Genomic DNA, 22,744 nt, shown 5'->3' on the forward strand with positions numbered 1-22,744 from the left:
AATAAAAGAAAAATCTAACCTTGTTCTTGAGCTAAAACTTCACGAACAGCCAAATCATATGCTTTGATGCTTTTTGCTTTTTTAATTTTTTTGAAAGTTTTACGAGAATCTGAAAAAGTAGTAGAGAAATACTCCCAAAAACTTGTCATTTTCAACAATAAATGATGTTGACCAGAAAGTGCCTCGCCATATTGATTGTAAATTTCAGCATGAAAGTCTTCAAATACTTGCATTTTTGAAGTTGGATATTCCAATGTATTGTTTTTAATCATACTCGGTAAAAAAGGATCTGAGATTAGCCCTCTACCTATCATCCAATTATTTATTGAAGGGAAACGCTCTTGCAGCTCTTTAAACGTTGTTACAGATGTTATATCACCGTTGTAATATAGTTTATGTGTTGTATTGTTGATGCATTTTTCAAAAGCGTCTAAATCAACACCTCCTTTATACAATTGTTTTCCAATACGTGCGTGAATAGCAATATTTTTAAGTGGGAATTGTTCTAAAACAGGCAGCGTTTTTAAAATTTCATTGCTATTTTCATAACCCATTCGCATTTTCATTGAAATAGTAATGTGGCATTTTTCGTACACTTCTTGAAGAATTTGTTCAATTTTTACAAAATCACAAATTAAACCAGCTCCCATTCCTCGTTTAGTAACCATAGGGTAGGGACAACCTAAATTCCAGTTCAATTCTTTATAGCCAAGTTGTTTTACATAATTTGCTACAAATAAAAATTCTTTGGCATCATTTGTCATTATTTGTGGTATTACCTCGATATGCTTATTGTTTTCAGGTAAAATATCACGTTCATAAGCTTTTTTGATATCAAGCTTACCATTTAATTTAATGTAAGGAGCATAGAACGTATCAATACCGCCAAAATAAGTATTGAAAGCATTTCGAAACCGAAAATCTGTAAACCCTTGAAGAGGAGAGGAAAGTAATGAAAAATTTGAATCCATATAATCAGCAAATATATAACAAAAGCCTAGTATTTATTGTTTTGTTATTTTTAAAATTCTGATTTAAGGTTTCATGTAAAATTGTATAAAAACAAAATAGACTATTAATTAAAAATTAATAGTCTATTTAACCAAATCTAATATAAATAATAATAATTGTTATAAGGTAATTATTAACCTCTAACTTCTTTAATTAGCGCCATTGCATTTTTTACATCTTGCTCTAATTTTGCGTAATCTTTGTTCGCAATAATATCTTTTGAAATCAATTGAGATCCCATACCAACACAAGTAACACCTGCATTAAACCATCCTGTTAGGTTTTCTTTGTTTGGAGCAACACCACCAGTTGGCATTACACTTGTCCAAGGTTGAGGACCTGTAATTCCTTTTACAAATTGAGGTCCGTAAATATCACCAGGGAATAATTTTACAATTTCACAACCTAATTCTTCAGCTTTTGTAATTTCAGTTAAGGTTCCACATCCAGGAGACCATAAAACTTTACGACGATTACAAGCAATTGCAATGTCTTCTCTTAAAACAGGAGTAACAATAAAGTTAGCACCTAAAGCCATATATAGTGAAGCAGCTGCAGCATCGGTAACTGAACCTACACCCATAATCATACCTGGTAATTCAGCAATTGCATATTTAGTTAATTCACCAAAAACTTCGTGAGCGAAATCTCCACGAGCAGTAAATTCCATTAATCTTGCACCACCATCGTAACAAGCTTTTAATACTTTTTTACTTAATTCAATATCGTTATTAAAAAACAAAGGAATCATCCCTGTTTCTTTCATTGCAGTTGCAACTTCTATTCTTGTAAATTGTGCCATTTTTGTTGTTTTTTGAATTTTAAATAGGAATATTGAACCGCAAGTTATGCGGTTCAACTGTTCCTAAAAACCAAACTTAATTAATAATAATCAATATTGTTATCGAGCAACTCTACCAGAGGCATCTCCACCCATTAATTTATTTACTTCATCAACAGTTACCAAGTTAGCATCACCCTTAATCGTGTGTTTTAAACAAGAAGCTGCTACTGCAAAGTCAAGTGCATTTTGATCATCTTCTGGGTATTTTAATAATCCATAGATCAATCCTCCCATAAATGAATCTCCACCACCAACTCTATCTACAATATCAGTAATTTGATATTGACGTGTTTCGTACATTTTTGTACCATCGTATAAAACTCCAGCCCACGTGTTGTGAGAAGCTGAAATAGAACCTCTTAAAGTAGTAATTACTTTTTTAGCTCTTGGAAATTTTTCGATCATTTGCTCACAAACTGATAAGAAAGCTTCTGCTTTTACATCATGTCCAGCAGTTTGAACTGCTGCACCGTCTGGCTTAATTCCAAAATGCATTTCTGCATCTTCTTCATTTCCTAAAACAACATCACAATAAGAAGTCAATTCAGTCATAATTGCTTCTCTATGAGCATCATCACAGAAATTCCAAAGTTTAGCTCTATAATTTAAATCTGTAGAAATAGTTAATCCTAATTTGCTAGCAGCTTTAACAGCTTCTAAACAAACATCAGCAGAACTTTGAGAAATAGCAGGTGTAATCCCAGTCCAGTGAAACCATTCAGCTCCAGCAAATACTTCTTCCCAGTTGATCATTCCTGATTCAATTTCAGACATTGAAGAGTGTGCACGGTCATATACAACTTTAGAACCACGAGAAACTGCACCAGTTTCTAAAAAGTAGATTCCTAAACGGTCACCACCATATACAATCTTATCAACACCAACACCTCTTTTACGCATTTCCATCATAGCGCATTCACCAATGTCATTTTTTGGTAAACGAGTTACAAAATCAACAGGTACTCCATAATTTGCTAAAGATACTGCTACGTTAGATTCTCCACCTCCATAAACAACATCAAAATTGCTTGCTTGAGAAAATCTTAAAAATCCTTGAGGAGCTAATCGCAACATGATTTCTCCAAACGTTACTACTTTTTTCATTCTTTACTTATGTTTAATTTTAGTTTGTTACATCGTTGTAACAGTTTTTTAAAAAATATAGAATTAGTTAAAATTCTATTTTTATAAACGACTATTTTTTAACTTAAAGGCTTGATTTAAATTTATTTATTTATGATTTGCCTTTTTTTTTATTGAAAAAATAGATACATTTGTTCCAACGATGTAGCAAATGTATAAAAAATTTGGGAACTAAAAAAAAAACTACCATAAAAGATATTGCAAATGTTTTGGGATTAACTCCATCTGCAGTTTCTAAAGCATTAAATGACAACCCACGAATCAGTGATAAGACGAAGATAGCGGTAAAACAAGTTGCAGAAAATTTAAATTATCAACCTAATCATTTGGCAAGTGCCCTAAGAAGCGGTAAAAGTAATTTAGTAGGTGTAATAATTCCGCGTAATAACAGTAACTTCTTTTCCTCAGTACTTGAAAAAATGGAAGAAGTACTTAATAAAAAAGGGTATAATATTATAATAACACAGTCTTATGAATCTTATAAAAAGGAGTGTTATAATATAGATTCATTATTATTTACCCAAGTTGACGGAATAATTGCTTCAATGGCAAATGAAACTACCAATCTCAAATTTTATGAAAAAATTAAATCAAAAGGCATTCCTTTAATTCTTTTTGATAGAGGGGAAAATGATTTAAATGTAGATTATGTTGGTATTGATGATTACGATACTAGTTTAGAGATTGTTGAACATTTGGTTGGTAGTAATTACAAAAGGATTGCGCATATTGGTGGATTTAGTCACACTCGTATTTTTAAAAACAGGATTAGAGGGTATATTGATGCTTTACACAAGTTTGATCTTCCGTATGAAGAAGAATTAATGAGTGAAAGTAATCTTACCTTAGAAGATGGAAGAAACATAACAACAGCATTGTTAAAGTTACCTAATAGACCCGATGCTATTTATGCTGCAGGAGATTATGCAGCTTTAGGTGCCTTACAAGTTTTAAAAGAGCAAAAGGTTAAAGTACCTGAAGAAATAGCTTTAGTTGGTTTTGGAAACGAACCATTTACGTCTTTTGTTGAACCATCAATATCCACCATTAATCAGCATAGTGCTCAAATAGGTAGGTTAGCTGCAGAAGCTTTTATAGAGAGAATTAATAATCCAAAGAAAGAAGTGTCACTTAACAAAATTATTTTAAAAGCAGAATTAATTGTTCGAGGTTCTTCAGATAGAAATTAGAGATACTACTATATATTTTAATTTATAATTATTTTTTATTTTAAAACAGCTATTTAAAGTTGAAGTTTAAAATAAATAAGTATATTTTTGAGTGTTATTATCGCATTCTTTTATGAAATTTATACAGCGTTACTTATTAGTTTTATTTTTTTGGTTAGGTCAAATAACGATCTTCTCACAAAATTCTATAGAAAATTTTAAGGTACTAGTGAACCCTACCGAACCTAAGATGGAGGTAGTTTTGAGTAACTATATACAATTTAATTCGATTAGTGGTAATGAAAAAGAAGCAGGTGAGTGGTTAAAAAAAGTTTGTAGTGACAAAGGATTACATATTACTTCAATGGGAACAAGAAACGGAAATTATAATTTTTCTGCTTCATTGTATCCATTATCAAAACAATTACCAAACATTATTTTTTTAAACCATATTGATGTGGTTCCTTCAGGAGATATAGCAAAATGGGATTACCCTCCATTTTCAGGGAAGATTACAGAAACTGAAATTTGGGGTAGAGGTGCTTTTGATAATAAAGGAAACGCCATGATGCAATTGTTTGCATTGTTAGATATAAAAGAAAAATATAAAGATATACAATTACCCTACAATATTACTTTCTTAGCAGTTTCAGTTGAAGAAACACAAACAGAAGGTGGTGCACAATTTGTGGTTGAAAATTATTTAGAAAGTTTAAATCCTGCAGTATTAATTGGTGAAGGTGCTCCTGGTTTAATTGGTATTTTAGACGAAACATCTACAAAACCACTATTTGGAATTTCTGTAGCGCATAAAAGAGCTTTGTGGATTGAATTAGAACTTTCAATAAAAACTTTTGGACACGGTTCAGTAACTCCCAATAATTATCCTACAAAAGCGATGAATAAAGCGTTGCATCGTCTTTTAAAAAAGAAATCAAAAGTAGTTTATAACGATTTAAATGTAGATTTTTTAAAACAATTGGGATATGTTGAAAAAGGATTTAAAGGTTGGATTTTAAAACATCCAAGGTTATTTAAATGGGTGTTAACACCGCAATTAAGAAAGAAAGAAGAATTATTTGCTTTATTTTCAAATACAACCACTTTAACAGGTATTCAAAGTAAAGGTGAAACTATTAATGTTATACCTAGTACCATTAAAGCAACCTTAGACTGTAGATTATTGCCTTATGAGTCGAGTGAATTATTTTTACAGAAGTTAAAGAAAAGGTTGAATAACGATAACATAAAGGTAACAATTAAAGAAAATATGCCTGATGTAATTCCATCAGACAATCAAACAAAGTATTATCAATGCATTGAAAGAGGATTGTTACAATCGTATCCAGATAGTGACGTAATTACTACGTTGTTACCAAATTTTAACGATGTTGGTATTTTTAGACTTTTTAAAGTCCCTGCTTATGCCATAACACCACTTGTTTTAGAACGGGAATATTTAGAACATATTCATAATGAAAATGAACGTATACCTATTGATAATTTAAATAAGGGAAAAAATGCTTATGTAAGCATTATGAATGAAATATTAAAGAAACAATAATTATAAATGTTCTTTTAAGGTTTTAATTTCATCACGAAGTTTTGCAGCAATTAAGAAATCTAATGCTTTAGCCGCTTCTTCCATCATTTTACGTTTGTCTCTAATTTTTTGTTCAATTTGTGGTTTTGTTAAATAAGCTAGTTCTTCTTCAGCAGCCATAGTTGCAGTAGCATCGTATTGATAACTAGAACCAGTATTATTTCCTAAGGTATTTTCAATACTCTTTTTAATTTGTGTAGGTGTAATTTTATTTGCAGTATTGTAAGCTATTTGTTTTTGTCTTCTTCGTTCTGTTTCATCAATAGTTTGTTGCATACTATTGGTCATTTTATCGGCATACAAAATAGCTTTCCCTTCAACATTTCTAGCAGCTCTACCAATAGTTTGTGTTAAGGAACGATGCGAACGTAAAAAACCTTCTTTATCAGCATCTAAAATAGCTACTAATGAAACTTCAGGTAAATCCAATCCTTCACGCAATAAGTTGACTCCAATAAGCACGTCAAACAGTCCTTTACGTAAATCTGCCATAATTTCAACACGTTCTAAGGTGTCAACATCAGAATGTATATAACGACAACGAATTTGAATTCGACTTAAATATTTGGTCAATTCTTCCGCCATTCTTTTGGTTAACGTAGTCACCAATGTACGTTCATCTTTTTCAACTCTAATTTGAATTTCTTCAATTAAATCATCAATTTGATTTAAGCTTGGACGTACTTCAATAATCGGGTCTAATAAACCAGTTGGTCTAATCACCTGATCAACAACAACACCTTCCGTTTTTTCTAACTCATAATCCGCAGGTGTAGCACTTACAAAAATCACTTGATTTTGAATCATTTCAAATTCATCAAACTTCAGTGGACGGTTGTCCATTGCAGCTGTTAATCTAAATCCGTAATCCACCAAATTTATTTTACGAGATCTATCACCTCCATACATGGCGTGTACTTGCGAAACCGTTACGTGGCTTTCATCAATCACCATTAAATAATCATCAGGAAAATAGTCTAATAAGCAGAATGGTCTTGATCCAGGCTCCCTTCCATCTAAATATCTCGAATAGTTTTCAATACCGCTACAATAACCCAATTCACGAATCATTTCTAAATCAAATTCGGTACGTTCTTTTAGTCTTTTCGCTTCTAAATGTTTACCTACTTCTTTGAAATATTCATATTGCTTCATTAAATCTTCCTGAATAGCGTGAATGGCATTTTGTAAAACATCAGGAGAGGTTACAAATAAATTGGCAGGATAAATATTGAGTTGCTCAAATTTTTCAACTACCATATTATTGGTTACATCAAAGCTTTCAATTTCTTCAATTTCATCTCCAAAGAAATGAACTCTATATGCATGTTCCCCATAAGAAGGATAAATAGTAATGGTGTCACCTTTAACTTTAAACGTTCCGCTGCTAATTTCAGTTTCAGTTCGTGAATATAAACTCGTTACCAATTGTTGCAAAAATTTGGTTCTTGCAATGGCTTGATCTACTTCAATAGAAATAATATTCTTTTTGAATTCAACAGGGTTTCCAATACCGTAAATACACGAAACCGAAGCAATAATGATGATATCTCTTCTTCCTGAAAGTAGGGCAGAAGAAGCACTAATTCTCAACTTTTCAATTTCTTCGTTGATGGATAAATCTTTTTCAATATACGTTCCTGTGGTTGGTAAAAAAGCTTCAGGTTGGTAATAATCATAATACGAAACAAAGTATTCCACAGCATTGTTGGGAAAAAATTGTTTAAATTCAGAATATAATTGTGCTGCCAATGTTTTGTTATGTGCCAAAACTAGCGTTGGTTTTTCAACTTGTTGAATCAAATTTGCCACAGTAAATGTTTTTCCAGATCCTGTAACACCCAACAAAGTCTGATACTTTTCACCTGAATTAACACCTTCAACTAATTGTTTAATAGCTTCGGGCTGATCTCCTGTGGGTTTAAATTTTGATTCTAATTGAAACTTCATGCTGCAAAAATAAACTAAATATTTACGATTTATGATGTATTGTAAAATTGAATAAATTTTTAGGAAGAAGAAAAGTTGTTTCGTTAAATTTTCTACAATTTTATTGTCGAACCAAACTAAAGTGACCTTTTAACACACGTCCGTCTTCTAATTCAACCCTATACCAATAGTCTGTTGAAGGCAATGGGTTTCCTTTGTAAATTCCGTTCCAACCAGGACCTAATGGATCTAAAATAGCAATTAATTTTCCAAATCGGTCAAATATATATACGTTTGAAGTCGGTTGAAATTCAATTCCCGTAACGTGCCAAGTATCATTATAACCATCATTGTTAGGTGTAAAGAAATTTGGAATGCTAATTACAGAAACCTTTACGGAAGCTTCTAGGCAGTTTTCTAGATCTCTAATTTTAACGAGATGTTTTCCTGAAGTTACATTTTCAAAAACGTTATTAGTTTGAAAATCGCCATTATCTAAAGCATATTCATAATTACTTATAGGTAAATTAAGTGTTAAAACAGTAATGGTATTGTTGGTTGAATTGTCAATGATTTCAATATTATCTATACCAAAATTTGGTAAAATTCCAACAGGTTGCTCATCAACCTGCACAGCTTTAGTTTGGGCACATGCGTTTCCATTTACAATGGTTGCCGTTACGGTATACAGGTCTGGCTCTGTAATTGAAATTTCAGGAGTGTTCCCAATAACGTTACCTGCTTCATTTACCCAACTATATTCATAAGTTCCTTGAGGGTTTTCAATACGAATTGTTGTGTTGCTCGACGAAAAACAAATAGTTGTATTTGAAGCTAAATCAAACTGCGGAATAGCTTGAACGTTTAAAGTAACGTGAAAACCTAGTCCGAAACAACTGTTATTTATATCATCCGCACGTACTACAATTTGCTGTGTGTTTGGTGTTGTATTGGTGTAATTTGTTTCGTCTATGGCATTTTGTTCCGCCAAAGCATCCTCAATAGTTTCATAATATGTAATGGTAAAACCTGTTTGCGGCAACAAAGCGTTCAACACCTGATTGGTTGCAGCGCTAAAATCAAAAGTAGCTATTCCGTTTAAAATATCACATTCATAAAAGTTGAGCATTAAATCGTCAGGAATATCTGTTACGGAAACTTCTAAATTCACTTCAGCAACAGCTTTACAAGAAGTTGTATTTTCAACACTTGCCCAAACAGTTGAAGTTGTAGCGTTTGAAAAAGCGGTTGGATTTGCAATTAAAAATGTGGTATCTGCGTTAATAGCAGCCAAAGAATCGGTGTAATACGTAATTGTCTCGGTTAAATAATTTGCTGAAATTAAGTTGTTGGCTTCTTCCAAATTAAAATTTACAATGCCATCCAAATCATCATCACATTGAATTAAAGATACAGGAGAATTTACAATAGGAGTTTGAGTGAAAGTAACTTGTGTAGACTTGCTATTAAAACAAGTTATTCCACTTAAACCAGTTGCTGTAACTGTGTACAACCCCATAGTATTGATATTTATACTTGATGTTGTACCTACTAAAATTCCATTTTCATCTACCCATAAATAGGTGTATGTTGCGAGTGGATTTTCAACTGAAATAGTTTTAGGGGTTTCATTTTCGCAAAAACTAATTGTTGTTGCTAAATCAAACTGCGGAATAGCTTCAACGTTTAAAGTAACGTGAAAACCTAGTCCGAAACAACTGTTATTTATATCATCCGCACGTACTACAATTTGCTGTGTGTTTGGTGTTGTATTGGTGTAATTTGTTTCGTCTATGGCATTTTGTTCCGCCAACGCATCAGCTATAGTTTCATAATAACTAATTGCAAAACCTGTTTCGGGTAATAAGGCATTTAACACCTGATTTGTTGCAGCGCTAAAATCAAAAGTAGCTATTCCGTTTAAAATATCACATTCATAAAAGTTGAGCATTAAATCGTCAGGAATATCAGTATTGGTAACTTCTAAAATTACTTCGGCGACCGCTTTACAAAAAGATGTGTTTTCTACACTAGCCCAAACAGTTGAAGTTGTAGCGTTTGAAAAAGCAGTTGGATTTGTAATTAAAAAGGTAGTGTCTGCATTAACCGCAGCTAAAGAATCGGTATAATAGGTAATGGTTTCGTTTAAATAATTTGCTGAAATTAAACTATTTGCTTCTTCAAGGTTGAAATCAACAATACCATTCAAATCATCATCACATTGAATTAAAGTTACGGGGGAGTTTACGATAGGAGCATCATAAATTGTTACGTCTATTGATAAATTAGACGTTGTTGAGCCAATAGTAACTGTTGCTGTAATGGTAAATATTCCTGCGGAAGAAAATAAATGAGTTGGGTTCAAATCGGTAGAGGTATTATCTGATCCGGTTGAAGGATCTCCAAAATCCCACAAAATACTGGATGGTGTTGTTGATGAGTTTAAAAAGAATTCAGTGGGAGTTCCAAAACAAACATCCGTGGCAGTTATGGAAGGTTCTACAAAAAATGAAGCGATAAAAGGAGGCAACCCTTCAACAGCATTTCTAAAGGAATCTCCATTACTTATATCAATGGCATCGTGTACATAATTACAGGCTATTCCATCAGCTTCAGGATTATTTATAACTCCCAAATAAGGGGTTCCAACTTGTGTTATTCCTAATGAAATTGAACAAGCTCTATATATTTTACCATCAATGGCCAATTGTAGTGCACCTCTTGTATTTACCATTGAAGTGTGAATTAAAACCCTTGAATTAGAAATATTGGCACTCAATAAATCGTATTGAATAATTTTACTTGGCGGCGTTCTTCCTTGCGCATTATTCTTATCAGTTTCAACATATAGTTTTTCAGAAGATGGAGAAAATTCAACACCATAAGGTATGTCGTCACTTTCATCTAATGTTAGTTGCATTTCATTAGAAACAGTTCCTGTAGTAGGGTTAAAATCAAATAATCTAAAACTTTGAGTACTACTGTAATTTGCACAGGCAATTTTAGAACCATCAGGAGTTATTTTTAAATAACCAATAGAGCCTTCAGAATTTGATACTGAGGACGTAATAGGAGTTAGATTAACTCCAGAAGCATCAACCAACCAAGCATAGAACTGATCTCTGATAAAAGTAATTACCCAGTATGAGTTGCTGTTTGCATGTTTAATTGCTGTAATTTTTTCAAATGCAGGAGCAATTACGGGAATGTTTTTTTCAGAAGTTACAACATCTCCCATTCCTCCATTCAATGTTAAATTAACGGTGGAATAATTAATTCCGTTAGATGTTAATCCAGTTGGATTGTCATCAACAGTGAAAATGTAATATTGATCTGTATTATTTGGTCTAGGTATAATAATGGCAGATTGTGTGCTAGAAGTATCTCCTAATAATCTTCTACCATTAGGCATAATGTTATGATTTCTATCCCAAACAGTAACACCATCAGTATAAAACAGTAAATTACCCATTTTATCACTAATAGTTGCGCAACCTTCATAGGTATCAATTTGTCCGTTAGTTAATACAACAGGTGTACCTGAGTTAAAATCTAACCCAGCATATTGACCAAAATACCATATAGCAGCTTCTTTTTGGGAGAAAGAAATTGTTGGTAAAATAAATAGCAACAAAATCAATAACCTTTTCATCACAAAAGATATAATATATTAAAGTTACTATAAATATTTGAAAATTAATAGTTTGTGCCTTAAAAAAAGAGTGAGTTAGGTTAATTATTTTCTTACCAAACTAAAATGTCCTTTTCTAATTTTTGAAGTTCCATCATTGCCGATTAATTCAACAGAAAACCAATAATCTGAAGAAGGTAAAGTTTGTCCGTTATACAATCCATTCCAACCATTGCCTCTAGGGTCAATTTGAGTGATTAACTTTCCATATCTATCATAAATATAAATGTTTGAAGCATTGTAAAAGGTTTCGTTAATTCCTAATACTTTCCAAGTATCATTAAAGCCGTCATTATTTGGTGTGAAAAATTTAGGATATCCTATAACTGAAACATCAATAGAAGTAATTCCACAGTAATTTTTATCTCTAACAAACACAGTGTGAATTCCTGGAGAAACATTCTCAAAATAAGGTTCATCTTGAAAAAGGTTAGTATAAGAATCTAGCGCAAATTCATAATCTCCAATTCCTAAATTTGTAGTTGCTATTGTTATTGAATTGTTCTCTGAATCATCAACAACAGTTATATCATTTTGAGAAATAGTAGCAACGCTAGAAGGTTCAATTTTAATTGAAGCAGGAAAGGATTTACATCCTGCACTTGAAGTTGCAATAACAGTGTAAATTCCTTCTTTATTTATAGTTGCAAAGGCATTGTTACTTATTTCGGTTCCATTATTATTCATCCAAATATAGGTGTAATTTCCTTTTGCATTATTTACCGCAACTGTAATAGGGTTTAAATTTAAACAATAAATAGCCGAAACATCTAGATCAAATTCTGGTCGAGGTTGCACAACAAGTTCTAAATAAGGACCTAAACCAAAACACGCTCCGTTATCTTCACTTTCAACCCTAACATAGAGTATTTGGCTGAATGGTGTTTCGCTAAAATAAGGTGTAGTTTTTTCTATTGTATTTTGCTCCAATTGTGCATCCTCCAAATTTTTGTAATATTTGACATTTAAGTTTTGACCGGTAGGAAATAAGCTTATAATTTCAGTGTCATTTTCTGATAAGTTGAAAAAATGCAATCCATCAATTGTGTCATCATCATCACAGGTAGTACTTGTTTTTAAATAACCTGAAGGAAACGAGGTTGAAGAAACTAATAAATCTACTTGAGCAATTCTAAAACACCCGTTTTGGTTTTCAATTCGTGCATAAACAGTAGCTGCTGTACTATTTGAAAATGGAGTTGGTGTTATTGAATTTGTATTTGCAGTAGCATTGTTGAAACTTAAAAAATAAGAAACCACTAAATTAGGATTATTTAAGGTTAGATATTCATTGGCTTCATTTAAATTAAAATTGGTAAAACCATCAGGGGTACCATCTTCATCACATTGTTTAAAAGTGAAAACATCATTAATAACGGGTAAAACCAATACTTCAATATTGAAAGAAGATGAAATTATACAATTACTATTTAAATTACTGGTTATTTGAAAATAGATAGGTTGTATGTTTTGTATGGTGTTTTTATAAGCCGTTTTATTGCTTATTGGGAGCGTAAGTGTTGCTTCTTCAAAATACTCAATAGTGAAATCTGAGGCTAATTGTCCATTTAAAATTTCAGTTTCTTTAGCTGTTAAATCAAATATTTCAAATCCATCGGTATCCGTTCCAGTTGTATTTGAATCACAAGTTGTTAGGTTTGTGATTGTATTTGGTGGGGCAGGAGATTCAAAAAGATGTAGTTCAAAACTTTCAGTTTCATAACAAATTGGGTTGTGAATATTATGAATTCTAGCATATAAAGTTTCCGTTGTAATAGCTACTGAATTTGTATAGGGTTCAACAATAGCATTGCTATTATTATCAGCATCTAATTGATTTGTAAAATAAACAACTTCAAATAAAGTAGCATCTTGTCCGTTTAATATTTCAGAAGTAGTTGTAGAAAAATCAAAGGTGTAAATACCATCATTATCATCATCACATTGTAAAATATTGGTTGGTTTGGTAATAGTTGGTGGTTGATAAACTTCTAACTCAACATTTCCATTATATGAAATTTTAAAGCCACAATCATCTATGGTTTCTGCTTCAAAATAATAAATACCTTCATTAACAGTACTTAAATTTGGCAAGTTTAGTGTAGCACTTGTACTTATAACTAAATTATTTAAAGTCCATTTATAAGTAGGATTTCCTTCTATAGCTTGGGCTGTAAATTGATAATTTTCACCAATACATCTTTTTGCAACAGTATTATTTAGATTTTGAACAGAAACTCCATCTGTAATTTCAACAGGAATTAAAAGAGAAGCAATAAAAGGAGGTAGACCTTGCATAGATAAACCAGAACCTAAGTCTAAAGCTTTTAGTTCAAAATTACACTCTTCTTTAGTTTCATTTGGTACATTAATGGCGTTTAAGTAACGCGTTCCAATTTCATAAGAAGAAGGGACGGTACTATAAATTTTACCATTAGGTGCTAATTGAAGTGCACCTCTATACCCAACTTGTGAACTTATAAGATATCTTGTGTCAGGAATGTTTGCATCATTTACATCAAATTGGTATAGGTTATTAACACTATCTCCATCAAAAGTAGTTACATATAACTTTGAAGAGTTGGGAGAAAATTCGACACCATAACTATAGCCGTGAATTCGAGGGTTGGTAATTAGTGAAACACCATCGTTTGATACTTTACCTGTTGTATCATTAAAACTATATAAGTATAACTGCCCAGCACCATAGGTTGCACTGGCAATTTTTTTTCCGTTAGGAGCTACTTTTAAATAACCTCTAGGGTCTTCAGAGTTGTATGTTACGGTTGAGTATACGGGAGTAGTTTGCAATCCGAAAGCATCAATTTTAAATGAAACATACGTATTATCAACCAATGATATTACCCAAAACGAATTACAATCGCTTCCTTTTACTGAAGTGATTTTTTCTGTCCAGTTAGCGCTATTATTACCAGATAATATTATAGGTCCTTCAACAACATCACCTAAACCTCCTCTTGCAGTCATATCTACTTTATAGCTGTGTAAACCTTCTGTAGCTTTAATTAAGTTTCCTTCAAAATCATAATCATTAGCACCTACAGTAAAAATATAGTATTGAGAATTGTTACCGGGATGCGGGACAATAATGGCCGATTGCGTGCTAGATGGGTTTCCTAAGAGGTTTTGCCCGTTCGTCATTTTTTGGTGGTTTTTATCCCAGACAGTAATTCCATCGGTATAAAAAAGTAATTCACCACTGCTATTAGAGAAAGAAGCACAGCCTTCATAAGTGTCTAAACTCCCAGATATTGGTGTTGCCGTTCCTCCGTTGAAATCAATACCAGAATTTTGTCCAAAAAACCAATGATTGGCTTCGCCTTGAGCAAAAAATGTTAATGAGCTAAATAAGAAAATTAGCAATAAAATCTTTTTCATTAAAATTATATATTTTTAAAGAACATCAAATATATAAATAACTTAAAGATTTATGATTAAAATTATTTATTTTCTAACCAAACTAAAATGCCCTTTTCTAGTTCTTATTTCACCTTTTGTGTTTGTGAGTTCTACAGAATACCAATAATCAGTTGAAGGAAGTATTTCTCCGTTGTAAAGCCCATCCCAACCATTTCCATTAGGATCAATAGTGGTTATTAATTTACCAAATCTGTCGAAAATATAAATTTTTGAAGTTGGGTAAAAATCTTGGTTAAGACCTAACACATTCCAAGTATCATTAAAACCATCGTTGTTTGGTGTAAAGAATTTAGGGAAACCAATTACAGAAACTTCAATTTCTGAAATTCCACAGTTATTTTTATCTTGAACATATAATGTGTGATTTCCTGCTTCTACATAATCAAAATAGGGTTCATCTTGAAAATTATACGGATTGTCTAATGCAAATTCATAAGCTCCAATTCCTAAATTATCGATAATTATTGTTATGGTATTATTATCAGAATCGTCTTTAATAATTAAATCATCATACGTAATAGTTGCAATAATTGATGCGTTTACATTAATGGTTCTAGTGCGTTCACATAAAGTTCCATCTGTTTTAAGCAGTTTAATGGTATAAACTCCAGGTTCTGATACGGTTGCAGTAGCTTGTGTTGAAATTAAATTTCCACTTTCATTTTTCCATTCATAATTAAAAACTTCGGAAGGGTTTTCAGGAAAAACACTCAAAGTAATATTTGATGCTGGTTCTGTAATACAAATTATTTGTGGTGTTATAACTTGAAAATTAGGTAACGGATTTACAATGAAATCTAACGTTGTTTTTGCTATACAAACTGAATTTAAAGGATTTATTACTTCAACCAAAACTGTTTGCGAACTGGTTGTAAATGGATTTGGTAACGGACTAGATAATTCCGTACCAGTTGCATCATAATAATGAACTTCCATATTTGTTTGTGTTCCTAATAGTTGTGCTTCAATTGATGAAGTATCAAAATCATAAATCCCGTCATTTGATTCATCGTCACAAACAGGAGCAATGCTTACAGGATACGCTACAGGCGATTTATCTACAATAAATTCTAAAGTAGTTTCATCGTAACAAGGTCCGTTAGGAGATTGAGTATTGTTATTTTCAACCTGTATGGTGATTATTTGTGAAGTTGACAAAAACGGATTTGGTAAAGGGCTTGGAAGCGGATTACCACTTTCATCAAAATAACTTAAAGTTACATTTGTTTGTCCGTTTAACACAGTTGATTCTACTAAAGAAGTATCAAAAGGAAATAAACCATCATCGTCATCATCACATTGGCGGCTCATAGTTACAGGGTTTGCAAAAGGCAATGCTTCAACATTTAAGGTAATATGAGCACCAAAACCTAAACAATCATTGTCAAGTTCGCTATCAACTCTAATATAAATATCTTGTGAATTTGGATAGCTAATATTTCTATAGTTTGAAATGTCTGAAATGGCATTTATTTCAGCCAAAGCATCGTCTTCATTTCTATAATAGGTAATAAAAATTTGCTGTCCTGAAGGGAAAATTGCTCTTACTTCAGCATCTACTTCACTAAAATCAAAAGCAGTAATACCATCTCTTTTGTTATTATTTGCGTTATCATCTCCATTTTCATCTAAAAAATCATCACATTCATAAAATGTGCGGTGATAGGTTGAAGGAATTCCTGTTGTTGAAACAAATAATTGTATTTCAGCAACTCTTGTACATCCAAATTGAGATTCAATACTAGCCCAAACAATGTCTTTATTTACCGTTCTGTTTTCAAAAGTAGTTGGGTTTGTAATGGCGTTTGTTTGTGAAATGGCTTCAGCTTCAGATAAATAATATGTAAAAGTTTCATTTGCTGCATTTCCAGATATTTCATCATTTACCTCAGTTAAATTAAATAAACTAAACCCATCAGTATCGTTATCACATTGTTTTAAAGTTACAGGTGAAGTTATAATAGGTAACGGATGCACGATTAAATCGAACGTTAAATGCGAATTTACGCAGCCTGTAAGCTTGTTTAAAACACGAACAAAAATGGTTTGTGAATTTGGACTTGAAGTGTTTGCATGTGGACTAACTAATGGAGAGTTTCCTGAAACGGCATCAGCTTTATTGGCATGATATGTAACTTGGTAATCTGCACTAGGTTGTGTGCCTAAAATGGTGTTAGTTTGACTTTCTAAATCGAAGGTTTGAATAATACCATTGGTATCATTTCCGTCATCTAAATTATCACAATCTTCTAAATCTGATACCGTATTTGCAACTGGTAACGGATTTACAATAACGTTAAAAGTTAAATGAGGGTTTACACAGCCAGTGGTATTATTTACAATTCTCACATAAATAGTTTCAGAAAACGGACTCAAAGTATTTGCATGCGGACTAGTAAGTGGTGAATTTCCTGAAACAGCATCAGCTGCTGATATGTGATAGCTTACCGTATAATTTGTTGGTAACTGTGTTCCTAAAATAGTACTGGTTTGACTTTCTAAATCAAAATTTTGTACAATACCGTTCGTATCATCACCATCGTTTAAATTATCACATTCAACTAAATCGATCACAGGATTTGCAATTGGTAACGCATTTACAATGAGTTGAAAATTTAAATTTGTTACAAAACAACCAGTGATTAAATTTTCAACTCTCACATAAATAGTTTGTGGATTTGAAGTGTTTTCAAACGGACTTGTTAAAGCTCCAGTGTTAGTATCAGCTTCAGTTTGTGATAAGTGATAAGTAACGCTATAATCAGCAGGGTTTTGAGTTCCTAAAATAGTACTAGTTTGACTTTCTAAATCGAAATTTTGTACAATTCCATTGGTATCATCACCATCAACTAAATCGTCGCAATTTTCAAGGTCTAAAACGGTATTTGCAATAGGTAATGCATTCACAGTTAATGTAATTTCATTAGAAATTAAGCCACAACTATTTCCTGTTTTTTCTAAAACAACCCGGTATTTATAGTTGTTGTAAAGTAATGGAGTAATGGTTATAGTTAACTGGTTAGTAGTTGCGTTAGTGTAAATTAAATCATCAACAATATTTGTCCATAAAGTACCATTATCAATACTTACTTGCCACTGATAACTATCAATAATATTTGTTTCAACAGTTAACATTACAGTTTCTAATTCACAGATTGTTTTATCTATAGGTTGGGTTGTTATTTCAATAATTCCAGGCGTGCTATAATTAGTATTAGGAGTAGCGTATCCATCACTTCCTGTAATTAACCCATTTAAAGGGTTTGTACCTGTACCTTTTATAATAGTTTCATTGGTATCACTCGGTGTAAATCCAGCTTCAAAAACATCAAAACAAGCATCTCCATCGCTATCACTATCTATATAATCAAAATTTGCATCTCCGTCAATATTTCTAATGGTATAACCAACTAATCCACTATCAGGACTTGTTTCAGCATTGTCATCCCATCCATTTAAACCAATAGTAGTGTTTACATTATCTATAATTCCGTTGAAATCTGTGTCAGGTAAACCACTACCAGATTCTTCTAAATCGTAAATACCATCGTTATCGCTATCTAAATCTAAATAGTCTGGTATATTGTCGTTATCCGTATCAACAGGAATTGCATTGATATCAAAAACATCATCTAAACCATTGTTATTGCTGTCGTTTATAAGTAATACTTTAAGAGTTCCAGTTGCTTCAGCAATATCAGGAATACCATCATTATCACTATCGTTGTCAAATTCATTAGAATTTCCATCATTATCGCTATCAATAGGCACACAAGTTGCTATTATTTTAAAAGCTGCACTTGTATTTACGGTATCTGAAATATTTTTATGTTCGTATGAAAAGAAATCAACCATACTCGACACAAATTTGAATGTGGCTGTTCCGCTAGCAAGTGATGTTCCTTTTATTTTGAAATGAATTTCGAAGGAAGAAAATTGAGTGATACCACTTTCAAAAACACCGTCATAATTAGTATCTACTAGCAGTTGATCATCAGGGTCTAAAAGTGTGATGGTTTTTTGGTTTGAAACCTGAATTATAAATTCGTCTTGATCTGTTAGAGCACTATTTGCATTTACTTCAATATTTAAATTTTTATTGAAGTTTAGTTGATATTCAGTACTTGATTCGGGTAAACTGTTTTTAGAACCTAAGGTACTTGTAAGTATGCCGTTTGCGTCTCCTGTTATGTTGTTTGAAGGATCACCAACAGGAGTACTAATAACACCTGTGTATGAATAACTGCCTACAGGTAAACTTCCACTTAAAAGATTTGATAAATTTATAGTTTGATCACCGTAAGATTCGGTACAATTTAAAATTCCGTCGTTATCATTGTCAATATCAATATTGTCAATAATACCATCGTTATCGGTATCATCAGGACAAATACTTACAGGAACTTCATCAGACAGTATTTCATCTCCAGTACAGGTAATTCCTTTTAAATAGTAGGTTCCAGTACTAAACGGACCATTACCAGGAAAAGTAGGTTTAAGCGTTTGAGTCGTATTTCCTGTTGGAATAAAACCCCCTCCAGAGCCATCATCATAATACCATTCAATACTTTCAAAAGCGCCCATATTTGCAGCTTCTAAAGTAATATTGTCAATACAATTACCGAGGGTAACAAAATCTGCGTCAAAATTAATTTCGGGAGCCGTAGGGAATCCTGAATAAAAACTTCCTGAGGTAGCAGCACCGTTGTAATTAAAATAAGCACAATACAATTCGTCATCGCTTTCAACAGAAATATTTCCCGTTAAACCTAATACTTTATAGGTTTCATATTCGGTATTTCCAGTAACATCAAAAGGACCCTGCGTAGCAAACGATGAAAGAGGAGTATTATTTATGGTAACTGTAGCTCCTTTTTTAGTAACAATTGAAATTCCACCAGTATATGCTGTTGATCCTATATAATCAATATTTGCAATATTATTTACATTTCCTTTCGTTTCACAACTTAAAGGAGGTACAAAAAACATTCCTTGGTTTGCCTCACTTGTTGTAGCTCCAACTCCTTGGTATGCAAAAACAGGATAAGAAGCTTTTACATTCATATTTCCAACGGAACTATATTTATCACCTTCAATTAAATAATACTTTCCTGTAATAGTTATTGGAGCTTCTCCATTTATACTTATAGTTGTACCCGTTGTATTAGGTACAATTAATACATTTTCCCATTCATTTTGTCCATCACCTTTTACAAAAATATATTCTAATCCAATTTTATCAGCACCAACAATTTGATCTATTCCATAATCTCTTCCACCACCATTATGAAAACTTCCATTGGCTGAACCACAGTTTACTACAATAGCTTTGTCAGATTTTACGAGAGCACCAATTAAACCATCTTTATTGTTTTCTGGGTAAGTTGCAGAATAACTATTCATTGCAATAATGTAGTATTCCCCTTTTTGGAGTGTTTCTGAATAAGGAAAAGTTTTTGTGCTACCAATAATTTCGGTATCATTAGAAATATCGGAAAAAGTAACTTTTGTATTGTCTTCAGTAGCCATTACAGAAAGAAAACTAAGTAAATTTTCACTAGTTGACCCATTGTTATTTGTGGTTCTACCTGCTTGGTTTGTAAATGCGCCAATTCTAAACTCAGTTCCTAAAGCCGAGAGTCCTTTACTTACTAATGCACCAGCTTGCGCACCATTTTCACTATTCATTCTTACAGAAGCATAAATTAAATCTGTCGCTTCAATAATATAACCTCTTCCGTATAAAACTCTACTTGAATTAACAGGGTCATCAAACAATGGTCCGTAGCCAAAATTATTATCTAATTCAATCCTTTGAGGAGAAGTATTTGATACAGTTCCTGTAATATTGTTATTTGGATCGGTAGCTCCTATAATTATTTTAAACTCTACAGGAGTTTCACTAGGTGTTGAAATGTATAAATATTGATCTCCTGGAAGAGAACTACCGTTATTTGCCGCTGTTAACGGCGGAATGTAATGCGTTTTACTTAATTGTGAATAATTTATTTGGACGGCAAACAACAGCAGTGCCCATAACAGTAAATTTTTTAACCTAACTATATTCACAAATTGATCATTTTATATTTAGACCAAATTTACATGTAAAAGTTTAAATATGAATAAAAAATAATTTCAAAAAATACTGTAAAATATTACAAATCACGTTTTTTTAATAAAGCGTACGATAAATAGATAAATAGAAACGTCCAAGCAATCGCAATTATAAGATCTAAAGGTTGTACCGAAAAATCTTTTGATAAATCCTCTCCAACTTGTTTTGCAACCGTTTTAACAGCATCTAGTCTAGAACCTGGCTCTTTAATTAGGTTACTTAATGCTTCAAGAGGTAAAAAGTTTTTAATTTTTTGTGCAGTTTCCCAAGAAACAGCTTTCCAACCTAAAATTGCAAATATTAACCATTCAATAATATACCAAATTATCATAGCTCCAACTGCAAAGGCAGATCGTTTGACTAAAATCCCTAGATATAATCCAAACGAGAAAAAGCCTACTAGTTTTAAAAAGAATGCAGGTAAATACTCTAAATCCATTAATATTATTGATAATTCAGTATAATCTGAATATATAAATCCAAGAATTAGTGATACAGAAAAAACAAATAATGTTGAAATTGCTGAAAATAGGATTACGGTATAAAATTTAGAAAGAATAAATTCTTTTTTACTTAAACCATCTATTAAATTCTGTTTAAGGGTTTTGTTACTATATTCATTAGCCATCATAGATACAATAACAAGAAGTAAAAATAATTTTAATAATGATGCTACATAAGTGTTGAAATGCCAAATGTATGGGAAGTTAAAAATACCCATTTCTGCTAAATGAAATTTAATAGGACCAATATCAAATTTAATGGCTGCAATTAGTGCAATAGATGTCAATAAGGTAAAATAAATAAGAATTAAAATTCTACTTGCTCTGTTGTATTTTAATTTATGGATTTCAATATTTAGTAATCGTAGCATTTTAATTTTTGTTGTTGGTTAATGATAAAAATTGTTGTTCTAAGCTTGGTTTACGTTTTACCAAATGTGATAAAAGTACACCATTTTGAAATAAGTAACTGTTTATTTCTGTTGCAGTTACAGGTTTGCTTAAAGTGGCAATAATAATGTCTTCGTCATTTTTTATTGAAGAAATACCTTCAAATTTAGACAGTAATTTGATTAGTTTTTCTGAATCATCTTCAACCTTTAATTCAAACAAGCCATGTGAAGCGGTCAATTCATCTACTCTTCCTGAATATAATTTTACGCCTTCTCTAATAACCACAACATGTGTACAAACTTTTTCAACTTCATCTAATAAATGTGAAGCCAATAAAATAGTGGTACCAGTTGCAGCAATGTCTTTAATAATTTTTCGTATTTCGTGAATTCCCTGCGGATCTAGTCCGTTGGTTGGTTCATCTAAAATTAAAATTTCAGGATTATTTAACAACGCCGAAGCAATGGCTAAGCGTTGTTTCATTCCCAAAGAAAATGTTTTGAATTTACTGTTTCGTCGTTCGTATAAATTAACAATTTTTAATTTTTCATCAATATTAGAACGGTCAACTTCTTTAATTTTGCACACCAAATCAAGATTTTGAGCGGCGGTCATATACGGGTAAAAGTTAGGGCGTTCTATAATAGCGCCTACTTTTTTTAGTGCCTGATGTGTGGATAAGCTACCATCAAACCAGCTAAAACTTCCAGAAGTTTTGTTGACAACATTTAAGATAATTCCCAAGGTGGTAGATTTTCCACTTCCGTTAGGACCTAGAATTCCATAAACGTTTCCTTTTTTGATATCAAATGATAAATTATTTACTGCGTGAATGGCTCCAAATTTTTTATTGAGCTTGTTAAGAGATATAATTGTTTCCAATAGTTTGGTGTTTAGTATAA

General features: G+C 32.0%; 11 protein-coding genes. 2 read left to right on the plus strand and 9 right to left on the minus strand.

Features of this window, described 5'->3' with window-relative positions:
* Positions 1 to 14: 14 nt before the first annotated feature.
* The 3 genes from CHB67_RS10945 to CHB67_RS10955 all read right to left on the minus strand — a co-directional run bounded on the left by CHB67_RS10945 (position 15) and on the right by CHB67_RS10955 (position 2,959).
* The gene (locus CHB67_RS10945) at positions 15 to 971 is read right to left on the minus strand and encodes a tRNA dihydrouridine synthase (protein WP_089381826.1); all 957 of its coding nucleotides are present in this window, start codon (positions 969 to 971) and stop codon (positions 15 to 17) included.
* Between the two features lie 173 nt (positions 972 to 1,144).
* Entirely contained in the window at positions 1,145 to 1,813 is a 669-nt protein-coding gene (locus tag CHB67_RS10950) for a bifunctional 4-hydroxy-2-oxoglutarate aldolase/2-dehydro-3-deoxy-phosphogluconate aldolase (RefSeq protein ID WP_089381827.1), read from the minus strand.
* Positions 1,814 to 1,912: 99 nt separating this feature from the next.
* Positions 1,913 to 2,959 carry a sugar kinase gene (locus CHB67_RS10955; protein ID WP_089381828.1) on the minus strand — a complete coding sequence of 349 codons (1,047 nt, stop codon included), beginning with the start codon at positions 2,957 to 2,959 and terminating at the stop codon, positions 1,913 to 1,915.
* A 203-nt stretch (positions 2,960 to 3,162) separates the two neighbouring features.
* Here CHB67_RS10955 and CHB67_RS10960 point away from each other — a divergent pair, with 203 nt between their 5' ends.
* Together CHB67_RS10960 and CHB67_RS10965 are read left to right on the plus strand one after the other, a co-directional pair.
* The gene (locus tag CHB67_RS10960) at positions 3,163 to 4,188 is read left to right on the plus strand and encodes a LacI family DNA-binding transcriptional regulator (protein ID WP_089381829.1); all 1,026 of its coding nucleotides are present in this window, start codon (positions 3,163 to 3,165) and stop codon (positions 4,186 to 4,188) included.
* Positions 4,189 to 4,429: 241 nt separating this feature from the next.
* Entirely contained in the window at positions 4,430 to 5,731 is a 1,302-nt protein-coding gene (locus CHB67_RS10965; protein ID WP_176461261.1) for a M20/M25/M40 family metallo-hydrolase, read from the plus strand.
* Here the strand turns inward: CHB67_RS10965 and uvrB are convergent, their stop codons facing one another.
* From uvrB to CHB67_RS10995, 6 genes are all read right to left on the minus strand, one after another.
* On the minus strand, positions 5,732 to 7,720 hold the full coding sequence (gene uvrB, locus CHB67_RS10970; protein WP_089381831.1) for an excinuclease ABC subunit UvrB: 1,989 nt from the start codon (positions 7,718 to 7,720) through the stop codon (positions 5,732 to 5,734). It lies immediately after the preceding gene.
* 100 nt (positions 7,721 to 7,820) lie between these two features.
* Positions 7,821 to 11,351 carry a T9SS type B sorting domain-containing protein gene (locus CHB67_RS10975; RefSeq protein WP_089381832.1) on the minus strand — a complete coding sequence of 1,177 codons (3,531 nt, stop codon included), beginning with the start codon at positions 11,349 to 11,351 and terminating at the stop codon, positions 7,821 to 7,823.
* Positions 11,352 to 11,435: 84 nt separating this feature from the next.
* On the minus strand, positions 11,436 to 14,789 hold the full coding sequence (locus CHB67_RS10980) for a T9SS type B sorting domain-containing protein (protein WP_089381833.1): 3,354 nt from the start codon (positions 14,787 to 14,789) through the stop codon (positions 11,436 to 11,438).
* A 66-nt stretch (positions 14,790 to 14,855) separates the two neighbouring features.
* Positions 14,856 to 20,900 (minus strand): T9SS type B sorting domain-containing protein, encoded by a 6,045-nt coding sequence (locus tag CHB67_RS10985; RefSeq protein ID WP_141119707.1) that lies wholly within the window; start codon positions 20,898 to 20,900, stop codon positions 14,856 to 14,858.
* An 86-nt stretch (positions 20,901 to 20,986) separates the two neighbouring features.
* Complete coding sequence (locus tag CHB67_RS10990; protein WP_089381835.1) at positions 20,987 to 21,820, minus strand: ABC transporter permease; 834 nt, start codon at positions 21,818 to 21,820, stop codon at positions 20,987 to 20,989.
* Between the two features lies 1 nt (position 21,821).
* Positions 21,822 to 22,724 carry an ABC transporter ATP-binding protein gene (locus CHB67_RS10995; protein WP_089381836.1) on the minus strand — a complete coding sequence of 301 codons (903 nt, stop codon included), beginning with the start codon at positions 22,722 to 22,724 and terminating at the stop codon, positions 21,822 to 21,824.
* Positions 22,725 to 22,744 lie beyond the last annotated feature (20 nt).

This window comes from Lutibacter agarilyticus (genome assembly GCF_900188235.1).
Taxonomy (GTDB): domain Bacteria; phylum Bacteroidota; class Bacteroidia; order Flavobacteriales; family Flavobacteriaceae; genus Lutibacter; species Lutibacter agarilyticus.